Below are 19,963 nucleotides of genomic sequence, written 5' to 3' on the forward strand. Positions count from 1 at the left end.
CATCGGCAGCATCGGCGAAGGACTTACACCGACCATCCGGGGACAAACCCCGCTGACGACTGAACTCCACAAACGTCTCCGGGGTGGCCATCACCGTGACACCACCGGCCAACGCCAGATCACACTCCCCCGACCGCAACGACTGCGCGGCCAAATGCAGCGCCACCAACGACGACGAACACGCCGTGTCCACGGTGACCGAAGGCCCCTCCAGACCGAATGCATACGAGACTCGGCCGGAGGCAATAGATCCCGAGTTCGCGTTGGCCGGATAGTCGTGATACATCATGCCGGTGAAGACCCCGGTCGAGCTGCCGCGCAGCGCCGCCGGATTCACACCGGCCCGCTCCAACGCCTCCCACGAGGTCTCCAGCAGCAGGAACTGCTGCGGATCCATCAGTGCGGCTTCATTGGGGCTGATACCGAAGAACGCCGGATCGAATTCACCGGCGGAATGCAGGAAGCCACCCGCACGCGTGTACGTGCTATTCGGTGTCTCGCCCGTGCGATCGTAGAGGCGCTCGGTATCCCACCCTCGATTGACGGGGAACTCCGACGTCGCGTCGGTCCCGTCTACGACCAGATTCCAGAGGTCCTCGGGCGAACTGACACCGCCCGGGTACCGGCACGCCATGCCGACAATCGCAATAGGGTCGTAGTCAACGGCTTTCGCGGCAGTGACCGCGATGTCCTGCCCGGTGCCGGTGAGTTCACCGGCAAGGTAGGTGGCCAGCGCCTGTGGTGTCGGGTAGTCGAAGACGACTGCGGGCGGCAGTGCCAGGCCGGTGGCGGTCTTGAGTCGGTTGCGCAACTCGACGGCGCCGAGGGAATCGAAACCGAGGTCTTGGAACACGCGATCGGGATCGACCGCGGACACACCGTCATGACCGAGCACGGCCGCACTGTGGGTGCGCACCGTATCGAGCAACACCTGCCGCTGCCGATCGGCATCCAGACCGGAAAGCCGTTGCCGCAGACCCGACGTCACCGCCGAAGTCGGCACCGAGCGCCGGACCACTGTCGGTGCCAGTGTCCGCAGCAGCGGTGCCAGTTGTCCGGCCTCGGCCAGAGCACGGATCGCGGCGGTGTCCACCACGGCGATCACCGCGTGTGCCGCGCCCCGATCGAGTACCGCATCCCATCCGGCCAACGCCAGTTCGTCCGGCATCGCGGTGAATCCGCCGCGACTCATCCGGGCCACATCGGCCTCGGCAAGCTGTCCGATCATGCCGCTCGAGCGTGCCCACGGACCCCACGCCAGGGACTGGCCCGCCAGCCCTCGTGCTCGACGGTGTGCCACCAACGCATCGAGGAACGTGTTCGCTGCCGCATAGTTGCCCTGCCCGGGACCACCGACCGTGCCGGAGACCGACGAAAAGACCACGAACGCGGCCAGATTCAGATCCGCGGTCACCTCGTGCAGATACCAGGCCGCGTCGACTTTCGGTGCCAGTACGGTGTCCACCCGTTGCGCGGTCAACGACGCGATGACCCCGTCGTCGAGCACACCCGCGGCGTGCACCACAGCCGTCAACGGCCACTGCGCGGGCACTTCGCCCAGCAGGCCCGCGACCGCGGCGGCATCGGTGACATCGCAGGCCACCACCCGCACCTGCGCGCCCAGCTGCGCCAATTCGGCGCTGAGCGCGGCTACTCCCTCGGCTCCCGGGCCGCTGCGGCTGACCAGCAGCAACGACCGCACGCCGTGCTCGACCACCAGGTGCCGGGCCACGACCGCGCCCAAACCGCCTGTGCCGCCGGTAATCAGCACCGTCCCCGTACCGAAGGCGCGAGCATCGACGTCGGCAACAGAATCGCGGGTTGCGGATCGAGTGAGCCTAGCGGTGTTGACGACACCGGCACGCACCACCACCTGCGGTTCGTCCACTGCGACGACCCTGGCCGCGAGCTGCTCGTCGATGTCGGTGTCCGCGTCGAGCAACACAATTCGGCCCGGATCCTCCGCCTGCGCCGCGCGCACCAAACCCCACACCGCGGCACCGGCGAGATCGGTGAGATCTTCACCGGGCAGCGCCACCGCGCCACGCGTGGCGACCAGCAGCGTGCTCGAGGCGAACCGATCCCGCCCCAGCCACGCCTGCACCACCTCGAGGATCCGCGCAACCTCGGTATGGGTGGTAGCCACCACGTCGGTATCGATGTGGTCGTCCCAGCCGGACCCGGCCTCGACCACCACCACCGGGGGTACCGGCGACTCCGGATCCAACCGATCCCACCGACCCATACCCGAATCCCGCACCGGCGCCGCGGATGCGCTCGGCGACCACACCAGCTCCAGTACCTGATCGGCCGCGGCTGCGGGCTGTTCCCATGGCATCGGCCGGGTCGTCACCGACCCCGACAACACCGGCTGTCCCTGCTCATCGGCCACCGCCATCGACACCGACGACCCGGTCGTGGTCAGACGTACCCGCAAGGCCGATGATTCGGCCGCGTGCAGCGACACCGACTCCCACGAGAACGGCAGCACCACCTGTCCCGCCCCGACCGTAAACGGTGACTCCGACTGTCCCGCACCGTTTTCGGGCACATCGGCCAGCAGCCTCGCGTGTAAGGCGGCGTCCAGCAGTGCCGGATGGATCCCGAATCCTTCGGCTCGCACCCCGGCGTCCGCATCGACGGCGATCTCGGCGAACACCTCCTCGCCACGTCGCCACAACGCCCGCACACCCTGGAACGCCGGACCGAAGTCATAGCCAAGCGCCAGCAAGCCCGTGTACGCGGCCGCGACATCTATACCGGTCGCCGCGGACGGCGGCCATACCTCCGGTTCGGGTGCGGCCGTGTCGTCTCGGGTGGTCAGCAGACCACGCGCGTTCAGTACCCACTGCCCGTCGCGGTCGTGTTCACCGCGCGAGTAGATCGATATCGATCGCTGTGCGAACTCGTGCTCGGGCGCGCCGACGACAACCTGGATTCGCACGCCGCCTGCCGCCGGAAACACCAGCGGCGCCTGCAACATCAATTCCTCTAGCACCGGACACCCGGCTTCGGCACCGGCACGCAATGCCAACTCCACGAACCCGGTCCCCGGCAACAGCATGACCCGACCGATGACATGGTCGGCCAGCCACGGCTGCGACAGCGGGGACAGATGTCCGGTCAGGACGACACCACCATCTGCCATCGGCAATGCCGCGTCCAGCATCGGGTGTTCGACCACAGCCAAACCCGCGGATTCCACACCGGCGGTGCCGAGCGAGGGTTCGACCCAGTAGCGACGGCGCTGGAAAGCGTAGGTGGGCAACGGCACTCGTGAGACCGGGCGCGCGGCGAAAAACACCCTCCAGTCGACGTCGACACCGACCACGTGCGCGTGCGCCAGGCAATTCACGAACTGCTCGACCTCGGCCCGTCCTCGACGGGCCCCGGCGAGCACCAGCGACTGCGATTCGATATCGTCCGGCAGGCATTCCCGGGACATCGCGGTCAGGACCGCATCGGGACCGATTTCCAGGAATCGGCGCACGCCCGAGGCCACCAGGGTGTCGACACCCGGGGCGAATTGCACGGCCGCCCGCACTTGCTGGACCCAGTATGTGGATTCGAGCACTTCATCCCCGGCGATCCGACCGGAGAGATTCGACACCAGTGGAATCTGTGGGCGGTGGTAGGTCACATCCCGTGCGACCGCGGCGAACTCGGCCAGCATCGGTTCCATCCGGGGCGAATGGAACGCGTGCGACACCCGCAACCGCGAGGTCTTGCGCCCGCGGTCGGCAAACCACCGCTCGACTGCCGCAACGGCATCCTCGTCACCGGAAACCACAACGGCGGCAGGTGAATTCACCGCGGCGATGGCGGCTCGGTCGTCATGATCGACGAGCGCCTCGGCTACCTCGTGCTCGCTCGCCGCGATCGCCGACATCGCGCCGCCTTCGGGCAGCCGCCCCATGAGGCGGCCACGCGCCGCGACCAACCGACACGCGTCCGGGAGCGACCACACACCGGCGATGTACGCGGCAGCCAGCTCGCCGATCGAATGTCCCACCACGACATCCGGTGTCACACCGAACGAGTTCATGAGTCGGCTCAGCGCGACTTCGTATGCGAACAGCGCTGGTTGGGTGAATTCGGTCCGATCCAGAACGCTGACATCGGCATTGCCGGGGCTGCCATCGGCCAGCTGACCGGTGAACATCAACTGCTTCAGCGAACCGCCCAGCAGTGGATCGAACTGTTCACACAGCTCGTCCAGCGCGGCAGCGAATACCGGGAACGCCTCGTACAGTTCACGTCCCATACCAACCCGCTGTGCCCCCTGTCCGGTGCACAGGAAGGCCGCCTTGCGCGTCACCGCCTTGCCTGCCGTCACGCCGCCGGTGCTGCTCGCCGAGCCGTGTTCGGCGAGCGCTGCCAGTCCCGCGAGCATCGCCTCCCGATCGGCGGCGACTACTGTTCCCCGCCAGTCCAGCCGGGCGCGGGTCGTCAGCAGTGAATAGCCGATGTCATCGACGGTCATGTCGGGGTGCTCGGTCACCCATTGCCGCAGTTTGGCCGCCTGCGCGCGCAGGCCGTCCTCGGTTTTCGCCGATACCAGCCATGGGGTGACGCCGGACGCGACCGCCTTCGCACCACGATCGGGGGCCTCGTCTGCCGGTTCGGCAGGGGCCTGCTCCAGGGCAGGGGCCTCTTCCAGAATCAGGTGGGCGTTGGTGCCGCTGGCGCCGAAGGAGGACACGCCTGCGCGACGCACCCGCTGTCCCGCCCGCCACGGTTCCGCCGTGGTGAGCAGCCGCACCGATCCCGCCGACCAGTCCACATGCGGGGTCGGAGCATCGACGTGCAGTGTCGCGGGCAGCATTTCGTGTCGCAGCGCCTGCACCATCTTGATCACACCGCCGACACCGGCCGCGGCGGAGGTGTGTCCGATGTTCGACTTGAGCGAGCCGATACGCAGCGGATCTCCGGCGCGATCGCGACCGTAGGCGGCGATCAGCGCCTGCGCCTCGATCGGATCCCCGAGGGGTGTGCCGGTGCCGTGCGCTTCGACCACATCGACGTCGGCGGGCTTCAGACCGGCACTGGCGAGGGCCTGCGCGATCACCTTTTCCTGCGACGGACCGTTCGGTGCGGTCAGATGGCTGCTGGCGCCGTCCTGGTTGACCGCGCTGCCGCGGATGACCGCGAGGACTTGGTGGCCGTGGCGGCGGGCGTCCGACAGCCGCTCGACCGCGAGCATGCCGATGCCCTCGGAGAACCCGGTCCCGTTCGCGGCTGCCGCGAAGGCCTTGCACCGCGCATCCGGGGAAAGCGCACGCTGCCTGCTGAATGCGATCAGCACGGTGGGGTCGGACATCACGGTGACCCCGCCGACCAGGGCGAGAGAGGTCTCGCCCTGACGCAGCGCCTGACAGGCGAGGTGCAGGGCGACCAGCGACGACGAGCACGCGGTGTCCACCGAGAGTGCCGGACCTTTGAAACCGAAGGTGAAGGCGACGCGCCCGGAGACGATGCTGGCTGAAACACCTACGTAGGCATGACCCTCCGACTCGGCGGTCAGGCCCGGCGAACCCACGCGGAGGCCGTAATCCAGGTGGAACACACCGGCGAACACACCGGTGTCGCTGCCGCGCAGCGACACCGGATCGATGCCCGCGTCCTCCAATGCCTCCCATGCGCATTCCAGGAAAAGGCGCTGTTGCGGATCCATCGCCTCGGCCGCGCGCGGACCGATTCCGAAGAATCCCGCATCGAAATCGCCTGCGGCATCCAGGAATCCACCTTCCCGGGTGTAGGCCGTCCCTGGCGTATCCGGATCGGTGTCGAACAGCCGCTCGAGGTCCCAGCCTCGGTTGGTCGGGAAGGGACCGACGGCGTCGGTGCCGGAAGCGACCAGATCCCACAGCTGCGCCGGAGTTTCGACACCGCCCGGATACCGGCAGCTCATGCCGACGATCGCGATCGGTTCGCTGGCACGTTCTTCCAGGTCGTGGATGTGCTTCTTGGCGGCGCGCAGGTCTACGGTGAGCTTGCGCAGATACCGGCTGAGCCGTTCCTCGTCGCCGGTGCCGGGGTTGCTCATGCTGGGCCGAACTCCTCGTCGATCAGATCCAAAAGTTCACTGTCGGAACGGAGTTCGAGATCGTCGTACGCATCGCCTGACCACTTGCCGGTCAGATAGGTACGCAGACGTTCGTTGACACTCCGCAATCCGGCAACGGTCTCGTCGTTGTCGCTGCCGTTGGCGATAATCCGCTCGAGCAGGATCTCGAGCCGCGCGATGTCGTCGGGCACCGCCGACGTCGGTTGCTCGGACGCCGTTACCGCGGTCTGCGTCAGCAAGTAATCAGCGACAGCTCCCGCGGTCGGGTAGTCGAATATCAGGGTCGAGGGCAGCGACAGCCCCGTCACCTTCGAAAGCCGGTTGCGAAACTCGACTGCGCCGAGGGAATCGAAGCCGAGCTCGCTGAAGCCACGATCAGGCCCGATGTCGTCGGCAGACCCGTAACCCAGTACCGCCGCCACTTTTTCCCGCACCAGGTCCAGCACGACCACACGTCGCTTCGGCTCCGCCACACCGTGCAGACGCTCCCCGAGCGACAGTTCAGCACTCGATGTCGTGGCCGACCGGCCGCGTTCGCGAACGAACCCGCGCAGCACCCCAGGTACCGGACCGGTATGCGCCTCCAGGCGCAGTTTGTCGGTATCCAGCTGCAACAGCGCGGACACCGGCTCGGCCGTGGTCAGCGATTCATCGAACAATCGCAGGCCGTCGGCGCGGTCCAGCGGGGCAAGGCCCAGTCGCTCCAATCGGGCTACGCCGGTGCGATCCAAAGCGCCGGTCATACCGATGTCCTGCTGCCACGGACCCCAGGCAAGTGAGAGTGCCGGTAGTCCCGAGGCGCGGCGCTGCATCGCGAGGGCGTCCAGGAAGCTGTTCGCGGCAGCGTAATTCGCTTGTCCGGCGGAACCGATCATTCCGGCGATCGACGAGAACATCACGAACGCCGAAAGTTTCATGTCCCGGGTCAGCTCGTGCAGATACCACGCCGCATCGGCTTTCGGAGCGAACACTCGATCGATCTGATCATCGGTGAGCGTGTGGAAGGTGCTGTCGTCGAGTACTCCCGCGGTGTGGACGACACCGGTCAGTGCGTGCTGCGCGGGAATGCTGAACAGCAGATCTCGAAGCGCATCGCGGTCGGTGACATCGCAGGCGGCGATGCGCACCTCGGCACCGGATCGGGACAGCTCTGCTGCGAGTTCCGTTGCGCCGTCGGCACTCTCGCCACGGCGGGATACCAGCAGTAGTCGTCGCACACCGTGCTCGGTGACCAGGTGCTCGGCCAGCAGCGCGCCCAATCCACCGGTCCCACCGGTGATCAGGACGGTCCCGGAGCCGAAGGATATGCGCTCCCCCTCCAGGGAGGTCAGCTCCGCCAGTTTCGGTAACAGGACGCGGTCGCCGCGCATTGCAACCTGCGGCTCTCCAGTGGCAATCACAGACCGGATCGATCCGACCGAAAGATGCTGCGCGCCCACGGATTCCGCTGTGTCGAGCAGTACCAACCGGCCCGGATATTCAGTCTGAGCACTACGGATCAGCCCCCATACCGCTGCCGATGCGGGATCCGGTGTCTCATCGGGCAGGGCCACGGCACGTGCGGTCACGATGACGAGCTTGGACCGAGCGAATCGCTCGTCGACCAGCCAGTCTCGCACCGTATGCAAGGCGGCATCGACCCGAGCCCGCCCGGATGACCGCGAATCATCGTGTGGTGCAGTGATTTCCGACCACACTACGATGTCCGGGACGGGCGAAGCCGAAGCGAGCGCCGTCAGATCCGGATACCGCTCGCCGATTCCGGTCACTTGCGCGACTCCGAGCACGGCGGCGCTTTCGGCGGAAGTGAGTCCGTCCGGCAAGTCCACCGGCGCCCAGCGCAACCCGTACCGTGCCGCACGTGCCCCCGGCAGCATGGCGCGCAACTGCTGGACGTCGTAGGAGCGCATGACCACTTCGTCGACGGTGACCACCGGGGTTCCGTCCTGGTCGACGGCCACGACGGCGATCGCCTCGCTGCTGCGCTGGATGGCCATCACCCGCAACGTCCTGACCGTGGACGTGCTGTGGAATTGCGTTCCGCCCCAGCGGGACAAGAATTTACTCTCGGCGGGGTTGCCCTCGTGGGCGGTCCGGATCAGACAGGCGATCCCGGCATGCATCACCATGTCGAACAGCGCCGGGTGCAGCCGGAACCCTTCGGCCGGGGTGTCCTGGTTCAGGGTGACCTGGGAGAAAACCGTGTCACCACTGCGCCAGGCGGCGTCGACGCCGATGAACGAAGGACCGTATTCCAGTACGGCGGCACGCGCCATCTGGGCCGGAATCCGGTCGGTATCCACCGGTTCGGCGTCGACGGGCGGCCACGGCCCGCTGCGCAGCATGTCCACGAGTCCGATGTCGATCAGCTGCCGACCGCTCAACACGCCACTGGCGTTGCGCCGCCACTCACTCTCGGTGTCCCCGGCGCGACGGTCGTGGAACGTGAACGATCGACGTCCCGCGGAATCCGGTTCCCGCACCAGCACTTGGAGTTCGACATCCCCCTGTTCCGGCGGGATGATCGGCGTCTCCAGGATGAGCTCCTCCACGGCACTGCATCCGATGCGCTGACCCGCGACCAGCAGCATGTCCATCAGCGCGGCACTCGGAACGAGCACCACTCCGTAGGCGGTGTGGTCGGCGATCCATGGATGGGTGCGCAGCGAAAGCCGCCCGGTGAACAGCCACTCGTCGCGGTCGGCCACGCGAACCACATCGGTGAGCAGCGGGTGCTCCGAGGAGACGTTCGAGGACTCGGCGGGCGTTGGTTCGAGCCAGTACCGCCGATGGTCGAAGGCATAGGTGGGCAAGGCGACTCGTGCCGTCCGGGTGAACAGTCGATTCCAGTCCACCGCGATCCCGGCGATGTGCGCCTGGCCGAGCATCGTCAGGAACTGCTCGACCTCGTCGTGGTCCCGGCGGGCCGCCGCGGCGACCACCGATCGAGGCTCGACATCCGAGGCAAGCGTCTGCCGCGTCATCGCCGCAAGCACCGCGTCGGGTCCGACTTCGAGGAACCGGCGCACGCCCGAGGCCACCAGCGTCTCGACGCCGGGCGCGAAACGCACCGCGGCGCGCACCTGCGACACCCAGTACCGCGGATCCAGGATCTCGTCTCCCGCGATCCGGCCGGAGACGTTCGACACCAGAGGAATCCGCGGGGCGTGGAAGGCCACACCCGCCGCGACGGTCTCGAACTCGGCCAGCATGGGCTCCATGCGAGCGGAATGGAACGCATGCGACACCCGCAGTCGGCTCGTCTTGCGCCCCCGCCCGGTGAACTGCCGATCGATCTCGTCGACGGCGTCCTCGTCACCCGAGACCACCACGGCCGCAGGCGCATTCACCGCCGCCACCGAAACCCGATCACCGAATCCGGCGATCGCCGAGCTGATTTCGGTCTCGGACGCGACGACCGCGAGCATCGCGCCGCCCGTCGGCAGCGCATCCATCAGCCGCCCACGCGCGGCGACCAGCGCACAGGCGTCTTCCAGTGACCACACACCGGCCACGTACGCCGCGGCCAGTTCACCGATCGAGTGCCCGATCACGATGTCCGGGACGAGTCCGAACGACTCCAGCAGCCGATACAGCGCCACTTCGAACGCGAAGAGCGCGGGCTGGGTCAGTCGTGTCCGATCCAGGATCCCGGTCGCCGTGTCGACGCCATGATCGTCGATCAGGTGTCCGGTGAACATCACTTGCTTCAGCGAATATCCGAGCAGTGCATCGAACTCGGCACATACCTCGTCCAGCGCGGCGGCGAATACCGGGAAGACCTCGGCCAGGCCCGCGCCCATGCCGACCCGCTGCGCGCCCTGACCGGTGAACAGGAAGGCGGTCTTTCCCGAGGCCACCGTGCCGGAAACCACTCCGGCCGAGGCGGAACCGGCGGCCAGCTTCGCCAGCCGCGCCAGCAGTTCGTCGCGATCAGAGCCGAGGACCGCTGCCCGCCACTCGTGCTGCGCACGTGTCGTCGCCAGCGAATACGCCACATCCGCCGGATCGGCGTCGGGGTGATCGATCAGCCACTGCTGCAATTTCGCCGCCTGTGCCCGCAGGGCGTTCTCACTCTTGGCCGACACCAGCCATGGCGCCGCCGTATGCGGGTGGTCGGCAGCCGGTGGCGAGACGACAGGCTGCGGGGCGGGCGCTTCCTCCAGGATCAGGTGGGCGTTGGTGCCGCTGACTCCGAACGAGGACACACCCGCCCGGCGCACCGGTCCCCCGGCACGCCACGGTTCCGGCCGGGTCAGCAGCCGCACCGCCCCGGCGGACCAATCCACATGCGGGGACGGCGTTTCCGCGTGCAAGGTCGGCGGCAAGGCTTCGTGTCGCAGCGCCTGCACCATCTTGATCACGCCACCGACACCGGCGGCCGCGACGGTGTGACCGATATTCGATTTGATGGATCCGATGCGCAGCGGCTCCCGATCCCCGCGATCCTGCCCATATGCGGCGATCAGCGCGTTGGCTTCGATGGGATCCCCCAGGGGAGTACCGGTTCCGTGCGCCTCCACCGCATCCACGTCGGCGGGGGTGAGCCCGGCATTCGCGAGGGCCTGCGCGATCACTCGCTCCTGCGACGGACCATTCGGCGCCGTCAGGCCGTTGCTCGCGCCGTCCTGATTGACCGCACTGCCCCGGATGACGGCCAGGACGTCATGGCCGAGCCGCTGCGCGTCCGACAGCCGCTCCAGGACCAGTACGCCCACGCCCTCGGCGAAGGCCACGCCGTCGGCAGCGGCGGAGAACGCCTTGCACCGGCCATCCGGCGACAGGCCGCGTTGCCGCGCGAAATCCACTGAGAGATAAGGGGTCGCGGCGACGGTGACGCCACCGGCCAGTGCCAGCGAACTTTCCCCCTGACGCAATGCCTGGCACGCCAGATGCAATGCCACCAGCGAGGACGAGCATGCGGTATCGATGGTGACCGCTGGTCCTTCGAGGCCGAAAACGTATGCCACGCGCCCGGATACGACACTGTGGGTGGTGCCGGTCAGCCGGAAGCCTTCCAGGTCGCCGGTGACGTGATCGACATATCCGGAGGCGCATGCGCCCGCGAACACACCGGTGTCGCTGCCGCGCAAGGTGATCGGGTCGATTCCCGATTCCTCCAGTGCCTCCCATGAGGCTTCCAGCAGCAACCGCTGCTGCGGGTCCATCGCCAGGGCCTCGCGCGGGCTGATTCCGAAGAATCCGGCGTCGAAATCACCTGCGTCATCGAGGAATCCGCCGCCGCGGCTGTAGACCGTGCCGGGCTTATCCGGGTCCTGATCGATCAGCTGCTCCAGATCCCAGCCACGATCGTTCGGGAATTCGGTGGTGGCATCGGTCCCCGACCGCACCAGATCCCACAACTGCTCCGGGGTGCGAACACCGCCCGGGAATCGGCAGCTCATGCCGACGATCGCGATGGGCTCGTCCACGCGGACACGGCGCGACACCCGGTTGGTCCGTGGACCGGCTTCTGTTCCCTCGATCTTGGCGTGCAAGAGGGTGGCCACCGCCGCGGCGGTGGGGTGGTCGAAGACCAGGGTGGACGGCAACTGGACACCGGTGGCCTTGGCCAGCCGGTTGCGGAATTCGACGCCGCCGAGCGAGTCGAATCCCAGTGCGTCGAATCGCTCGTCGGGGCTGATGTCTTCGGCCGAACCGTGCCCGAGTACGGCCGCCGCGTGCTCCCGGACCAGCTCGAGCACCACCTCGGCGCGTCGGGCCTCCGGTACCCGGCTCAATCGTGTGCCCAGCGAACTCGACGCGGCCGCGGTCCGGTCCGTGGTGCGGGGAAGGAAACCGCGGAACACCGTCGGCACCGCATCGTTGCGCGCTCCGCGCCGCAGCTGCGCCGGGTCGAACCCGATCGCGACCAGGTGCGCGGCGCGGCCGGTAGCCGCATCGAACAGCCGCAGACCTTCATCGTTGCCGAGTGGGTGCAGACCGAGCCTTTCCCAGCGGGCGACGGCGCTACGGTCCAGGCCACCGGTCATACCGGCGGCGGAATTCCAGGGCCCCCACGCCAGCGAAATCGCCGACAGCCCTTCAGCTCGGCGGCGGTGCGCCAGCGCGTCGAGGAAGGCGTTGGCTGCCGCGTAATTACCCTGCCCGGCCGATCCGATCGTCGCCGCGACGGACGAGAACAGCACGAAGGCCGACAGGTCATGGTCGCGAGTGAGCTCGTGCAGGTGCCATGCGGCGGCGGCCTTCGAGCCGAACACTCGCCGCAATTGCTCGGTGGTCAGACCCGCGACGGTGCCGTCGTCGAGGACACCCGCCGCGTGCACCACCCCGGTCAGCGGATGCTCTGCATCGATCGAATCCAGCAGAGCGCGCAGGGCTTCTCGATCACCCACATCGCAGGCGGCCACGCGGACCGAGGCACCGGCCGCGGACAGCTCGGACACCAGTTCCATTGCGCCATCGGCAGTTTCGCCACGCCGGGACACCAGCAGCAGTTGGCGGACTCCATACGCGGCGACCAGATGTCGAGCCACGAGTGCGCCGAGGCCACCGGTGCCGCCGGTGATCAGTACGGTACCGGCACCGAATGACGGCGTCGCGTGGCGGTCGGACGACGGGTGGGCCCGTCCCGGCTCGGCATCGTGCTCGGCTCGCGCTTTGGCCAGCCTCGGCACGAGCAATGTGCCCTCGCGCACCACGGCCTGCGGTTCGTCTGCCGCGATCATCGCGCCGACCAGTGTCGGGTAATCCATGGGCGCGGCGGCGTCGAGAAGGATGAACCGTCCCGGATATTCGGATTGGGCGCTGCGCATCAGGCCCCACACGGCTGCCGCGGCGAGATCCGGTGCCATGCCCGGCAGTGCGGCACCGTTCGTTGTCACTACGACCAGCCGAGTGTCGGCCAGACGGTCTTCGGCCAGCCAGGCCTGCACCGTCGCCAGCACGTTCTCCAGGTGGCCGCGAACGGCCGTGGGATCGTCGGCCGCGGCAGTGGCCTCCGGACGCCAGATGACGACATCCGGAATATCTTGTGCCGCAGCGAGTTCCGACGCGCTCGGATAGCCGGTCTCGATTCCGGCGACCGGCACGGAACCGAGTACGGCCAGCCGATCGACGGACACACTCGATGTCGCCGTCGGCGCAGGCGTCCACTGGATCTCGTAGAGGTCGGCGTCATCTCCGGCCAGGGTGGCGCGCATCTGTTTCACGTCATACGGGCGCATGACGACCGCGTCGACGGAAATCACCGGTCGTCCCGAATCATCAACGGTCGCAACGGAAACCGTCTCCGGACCGCTCGCCACGGCGATGACCCGCAGCGTCGTCGCCTTGACCAGCGGCTGGTGCAGTCGCGCCCCGCCCCAGCGGAACAGCAACCGGCCGGTGTTCGGATCGCTGTCCTGCTCGCGCCAGGCGAGCCCGGCCAGCCCGGCGTGCATCACCAGGTCGAGCAGGGCCGGATGCAGATCGAACCGCTCCGGTTCGGGCGCGGCGGCGGTATCCAGGGTGATCTCGGAGAATACGGTCCCATCCCGCTGCCATGCGGCGTCGACACCGATGAACGCCGGACCGTATTCGAGCCCGGATCCCTTGGCGATCCGCTCGGGAATCCAAGAGGTATCCAGAGTTTCGGCGTCGGCGGGCGGCCACGCCTTCTCCCGCAGCCGATCCAGCAGAGCGTCATCGCCATCCCAGGAGGGGGCTAGTACTCCGCTGGCGTTGCGCACCCATTCACCCGCTCGGCGGCTTGACTTGCGAAAGTAGAAGGTGAACGGGCGGCGCCCGGTCGGGTCGGGCTCTTGCACCGATACCTGGAGTTCGACCTCGTCGTCCGCCGACGGCAGGATCGGAGCCTCCAGGGTCAGCTCCTCCACGACGCCGCAATCGATTCGGCCGCCCGCGACGAGCAGGAACTCGACCAGGGTCGCGCTCGGCAGCACCACGGTGCCGTAGGTCATATGGTCGGCGACCCAGGGGTCGGTCGACAGCGAGAACCGGCCGGTGAAAACGAACTCGTCCTTACCGGCCACCGGCACCACACCGGTGAGCAGCGGATGGCCGAGGGTGTCTCCGGTTGCTTCCGAACGCGGCGGCAACCAGAATCGCTGGTGCTGGAAGGCGTACGTGGGCAGGGGAACTCGTCGTACTGCCGGGTGACGCAACAGTGGCGTCCAATCCACGCTCACACCGGACGTGTGGGCGTGCGCCAGCATCGTCAGGAATTGTCGCGGCTCATCGTGATCCCGGCGCGCGGCGGCCGCGACCAGCGATTGCGCGGCCTCCGGAAGGGTCTGCCTGGTCATCGCCGCCAGTACCGCGTTGGGCCCGACTTCCAGGAATCGGCGCACACCCGAGGAGACCAATGTCTCGATACCAGGCGCGAAACGCACCGCGGCCCGCACTTGCCGAACCCAGTAGGAGGGTTGCAGCACCTCGTCCCCGGCAAGCTGGCCGGACACGTTCGATACCACCGGCAGGTGGGGGCGGTTGTACGTCAAGTCCTTTGCCACAGACTCGAATTCGGCCAGCATCGGCTCCATCCGATGCGAGTGGAAAGCGTGACTCACCCGCAGCCGCGACGTCTTCCGGCCACGCTCGGCGAAGAAGGCCTCGATCTCGGCGATTGCGTCCTCGTCACCCGAAATCACCAGGGCTTCAGGCGCGTTCACCGCGGCGACCGACACACTGTCGGGATACCGAGCGACGACCTCGTTCACCTCGGTTTCGGAGGCTCCGATCGCCAGCATCGCGCCGCCTTCGGGCAACGCACCCATGAGACGGCCGCGCGCCGCCACCAACCGGCACGCGTCCTCGAGCGACCACAGGCCCGCGAGATATGCGGCCGCGACTTCTCCGATCGAATGTCCGATCAACACATCCGGGGTGACGCCGAAGGATTCCAGCAACCGGTACAGCGCTACCTCGAAGGCGAACAAGGCAGGCTGGGTGAACTCGGTCCGATCCAGAACCGTGGCACCGGTCCGACCGAACATGATGTCTGCGAGCGAGCACTCCAACACCGGGTCGAACTGGGCGCATACCGAATCCAGGGCATCCGCGAATACCGGGAAGGCCTCGTACAAGCCCGCACCCATACCGATCCGCTGCGCACCCTGGCCGGTGAACAAGAATGCCGTCGTCCCCGAACCGACGGCGCCTGTGACGACACCGGCGCCGGTACCCGATTCGGCGAGCTGCGCCAGCCGCTCGAGCAGCTCATCGCGATCGCGACCCAGAACCACACCGCGCGAATCCAGCTGCGCCCGCGACGTCGCGAGCGAATAGGCCGCATCCGCGACATGGATCTCCGGCCGCTGCGACAACCAGGTACGCAGCCGGGCTGCCTGCGCGCGCAGACCCGCCTCGCCCTTGCCCGACACCAGCAGTGGGATGACCGGCATATTCGAGCCGTCTTCGGTGTCGCCCTCGGCGGCTACCGGTGCGGCCGGTGCTTCTTCGAGGATCACATGCGCGTTGGTGCCGCTGATCCCGAACGACGACACACCGGCCCGGCGCACTCGATCGCCCGCGGTCCACGGTTCGGCGTCGGTCAGCAGACGCACCGCGCCCGCGGCCCAATCCACGTGCGGGGTCGGCGTTTCGGCGTGCAGCGTCCGTGGCAGCCGCTCGTGCCGCAGCGCCTGCACCATCTTGATCACACCGGCCACACCGGCGGCGGCCACGGCATGGCCGATATTCGATTTCAAGGAACCGATCCGCAACGGTTCCCGATCGCCGCGATCCTGTCCGTAGGCGGCAATCAACGCCTGCGCTTCGATCGGATCACCGAGGGTCGTGCCGGTCCCGTGCGCCTCCACCGCGTCCACGTCGACCGCCGAGATCCCCGCATTGGCCAGGGCCTGCTCGATCACCCGCTGCTGCGAGGGACCGTTCGGTGCGGTCAAACCATTGCTCGCGCCGTCTTGGTTCACCGCACTACCGCGAACGACGGCCAGAATATTGTGGCCGAGCCGCTGCGCATCCGAAAGTCGTTCCAGGACAAGAACTCCCGAGCCCTCCGACCACGCCACACCGTCGGCGGCAGCCGAGAACGCCTTGCAGCGACCGTCCGGCGCCAGGCCCCGCTGGCGGGAGAAGTCCACGTACAGATATGGGCTGGCCGCGACGGTCACACCACCGGCGAGCACCAGCGAACTGTCACCCTGGCGCAGCGCCTGGCATGCCAGGTGCACTGCCACCAGCGACGACGAGCACGCCGTATCCACCGTTACCGCCGGACCTTCCAGGCCGAACGCGTACGCGACGCGGCCCGAGATGACGCTGTGCGAGGTGCCGGTCAGCCGGAATCCCTCGAGGTCACCGGTCACCCGCCCGGCATATCCCGACGTGCAGGCACCGGCGAACACCCCGGTGTCGCTGCCCCGCAACGACACCGGGTCGATGCCCGCGTCTTCCAATGCCTCCCAGGCTGTTTCGAGCAGCAGCCGCTGCTGTGGATCCATCGCCAACGCTTCGCGGGGGCTGATACCGAAGAATCCGGGATCGAAATCGCCCGCACCGCTGAGGAATCCGCCGTGGCGCGTGTAGACCTTTCCCGGTTTGTCGGGGTCCGGGTCGAACAGCCGGTCCAGGTCCCAGCCGCGATCGGCAGGGAATTCGCCGATCGCGTCCCGGCCCGCCGCCACCAGGTCCCACAGGTCCTCGGCGGACCGCACACCGCCCGGGAATCGGGCGCTCATGCCCACGATCGCGATGGGTTCGTCCGACCTCGCACGCCGCACTACCCGCCGCCCGCGATCGGTTCCGGCAACCTGCGCCCGCAGCAGCGCAGCGACCGAACCCGCGGTCGGATGGTCGAAGATGAGCGTCTTCGGCAGCGGCACACCGGTGGCCCGTATCAATCGGTTCCGCAACTCCACCCCGCTGACGGAGTCGAAGCCGAACTCGGTGAACGGCAGGTCGGGGTGAATGGATCGGGCCGACTCGTGGCCGAGTACGGCAGCGGCATGCGCACGAACAATGTCGAGAACCACTGTGTCGCGCTGATATTCGGGGGTGTCCAGCAGTGTGCGCGCCAGCGCGCTGTCGTCCCGTCCCGCGGCCTGCGCACCGCCATCGGAAATGTGATCATCGGTTGTCGCGATGACATCGGTGACACCCGTGACGCCACCCACAGCGACCGGCGCACCGGCCCAGAAGTTACGACGCTGGAACACATATGGCGGCAGGTCGACCCGCGCCCCACCGGAGACCAGCGCGCGCGGACCCACCCGCACACCGGCGCAATGGGCCTGTGCCAGCGATGCCAGGAACCGTTCCGGTCCGCCCTGACCGCGCCGCAGCGACCCGACAACAGCCACGTCCTCGGCCGCACCGACCGCCTCGGCGATGGCGCCGATACTCATCGTGACCACCGGATGCGGACTCGCCTCGACGAATCCGTTGATACCGTCCGCGATCAGCGCCGTAACGGCCTCGGCGAATCGGACCGGATCCCGCAACGACCGATACCAGTATTCGGCGTCCAGTTCCGCCGTATCCAACCGATCGGCGAACACGGTGGAAAAGAACGGGACCGACCCGGATTGCGGGCGGATCGGCTCCAGCTCGCCGAGCAACCGATCACGGAGCCGCTCGACCGCTTTCGAATGTGACGCGTAATCCACCGGGATCCGGCGGGCCCACACACCGTCGCCGGCGCAGGCGGCGAGAAATTCCTCCATCGCCGGAACATCACCGGCGATCACACTTTGTGCGGGCCCGTTCACCGCTGCCAGCGACAGCCGATCCCCATATGCCGACAATCGTTCCCGGACCGCATCCACACCGAGTCCGATCGAGGCCATGCCGCCCTGTCCGGCCAGTTCATCGGCGACCGCCCGCGACCGGAGCGCGACCACACGCGCCGCATCGGACAGTGACAGTCCACCGGCAATGTAGGCGGCGGCGATCTCGCCCTGGGAATGACCGATCACCACGTCCGGTTCCACCCCGTGCGCACGCCACAGCCGAGCCAGCGACACCATGACCGCGAACAGCACCGGCTGCACCACGTCCACCCGATCCAGCGAGGGCGCATCCGCATCGCGACGCAGTACCGCCGTCAGCGACCAGTCCACATACGGCGCAAGTGCCGCTTCACATTCCGCGATCGACTCCGCGAATGCCCCACCCGCATCCAGTAGGCCGAGCGCCATGCCCTCCCACTGGCTGCCCTGCCCCGGGAAGACGAACGCGACCCGCCGCCGCTCGGCCCGCTCGGTCGTCGGCTCGATCGGCACGGCGGGCGCGGTCGGGTCGGCCAGGGTCGCCAAGCCCGCCAGCAGCTCCGCTCGATCCCGCCCGACCACGCTGCCGCGCCACTCCATCTGGGCTCGGGTTGCCAACAGCGAGTAAGCCACATCGACCACATCCGGCTCCGGATGGCGGAGCAGCCACTCCCGCAGTCTGGCCGCCTGCGCCCGCACACCTTCCTCGCTGCGGGCCGATACCACCCACGGCACCGCACCGGCCGCGCCGTCCGCCGTGGACGCGCCGGATCCGACGGCAGGCGCCTGCTCCAGGATCACGTGGGCGTTGGCGCCGCCCATGCCGAACGAGGACACACCTGCCCTGCGTACGCTGGCCGCGGGCCAGGTCTCGGTGCCCGTAACAACTCGTAAACCCAAGTCCGCGAGTGGAATTCGCGGATTCGGCGTCTCGTAGTTCAGGCTGGGAACCAGCTTCCGGTTGGTCAGCGAGAGCACGGTCTTGATGAGACCCGCGATACCCGAGGCACCTTCCAGATGCCCGATATTCGTTTTGACCGATCCGACGGCCAGCGGCGCATCCGATGCCCGGCTCGCGCCGTAGGTTTCGCCGAGCGCGGCGGCTTCCACCGGATCACCGGCGGGTGTTCCGGTGCCGTGCAATTCGACGTACTGCACCGACGGCGCCTCGACGCCCGCCGCGGTCAGCGCGGAGTTGATCGCCGCCGCCTGCGCGTCCCGGCTCGGGGCGGTCAGCACTCGGCGTTCGTTGCCGGTGTTGACCGCGCTGCCGCGGATGACGGCATGGATCCGGTCGCCGTCGGCGACCGCCTGCGCCAAGGGTTTCAGCACCACCATGCCGCCGCCCTCGCCGCGCACGAACCCATCGGCCCGCGCGTCGAAGGTGTAACAGGCGCCGAGCGCCGACTGCGCGCCGAACTGCTCGATACGCTCACCGCTGGTCGGCGACAGGATCAGGTTCAGGCCACCGGCCAGGGCCACCTCGCACTCACCGCTGCGCAGGCTCGCACAGGCCAGATGCACCGCGACCAGCGAGGATGCCTGGGCACTGTCGACAAGCATGCTCGGGCCGCTGAAACCGAAGTAGTTCGAGATCCGGTTCGCGATGATGCCGCGTCCGACTCCCCTTAGTGAGTGGCGGCTGACGCCTGGACCGCCCCGGGAGGCCAGGATTTCGGCGAAATCGCTTCCGGTGCTACCGAGGAACACACCGCACCGCCGGGCATCGCGCGCCGTGGCGGCCAGGCCAGCGTCCTCGAGCGCCTCCCAGCTCAACTCGAGTGCCAGCAGCTGTTGCGGATCGATCGCCCGCGCCTCGTTGGGCGACACCCCGAAGAAGTCCGCGTCGAACTCCCCTACGGTGTCGACGAATCCGGCGCGCTCGGTGATGCTCTCCCGTCCAGGGGGAGCCGTGCCGATCGCGGCGCGCCCCTCGCTGAGCAGCTGCCAGTAACTGTCGAGATCGGCCGCGCCGGGCAGTCTGCAGGACATGCCGACGATAGCGACCTCGAACGCCGATCCGGTCACCTCTGAACATCCTTCCCAAGGCAGCTGGGACCCGCCATAAACCTCTGACGAGTGTGTTTGTCGTCCGCGGCAAAGGAATCAGACGATTCCCGCTTCGGACAGAACGGATTTCGACGCGATCGAGGCTCAGCGAAGAGCCCGGAATGATGCGGAGCGTCTTCCGCAAGCGACCTGG

The 19,963-nt window shown here is 67.9% G+C and carries 2 protein-coding genes; both read right to left on the reverse strand.

The window, feature by feature from the left end; genetic code table 11:
• Nucleotides 1-6,046: type I polyketide synthase (locus NA5_RS26290; RefSeq protein WP_157110643.1), on the reverse strand; the 6,046-nt coding region annotated here is incomplete at its 3' end.
• Nucleotides 6,043-19,788 (reverse strand): type I polyketide synthase, encoded by a 13,746-nt coding sequence (locus NA5_RS26295; protein ID WP_218020157.1) that lies wholly within the window; start codon nucleotides 19,786-19,788, stop codon nucleotides 6,043-6,045. The genes NA5_RS26295 and NA5_RS26290, both read right to left, overlap by 4 nt.
• Nucleotides 19,789-19,963 lie beyond the last annotated feature (175 nt).

This window comes from Nocardia anaemiae NBRC 100462 (genome assembly GCF_001612725.1).
GTDB lineage: Bacteria > Actinomycetota > Actinomycetes > Mycobacteriales > Mycobacteriaceae > Nocardia > Nocardia anaemiae.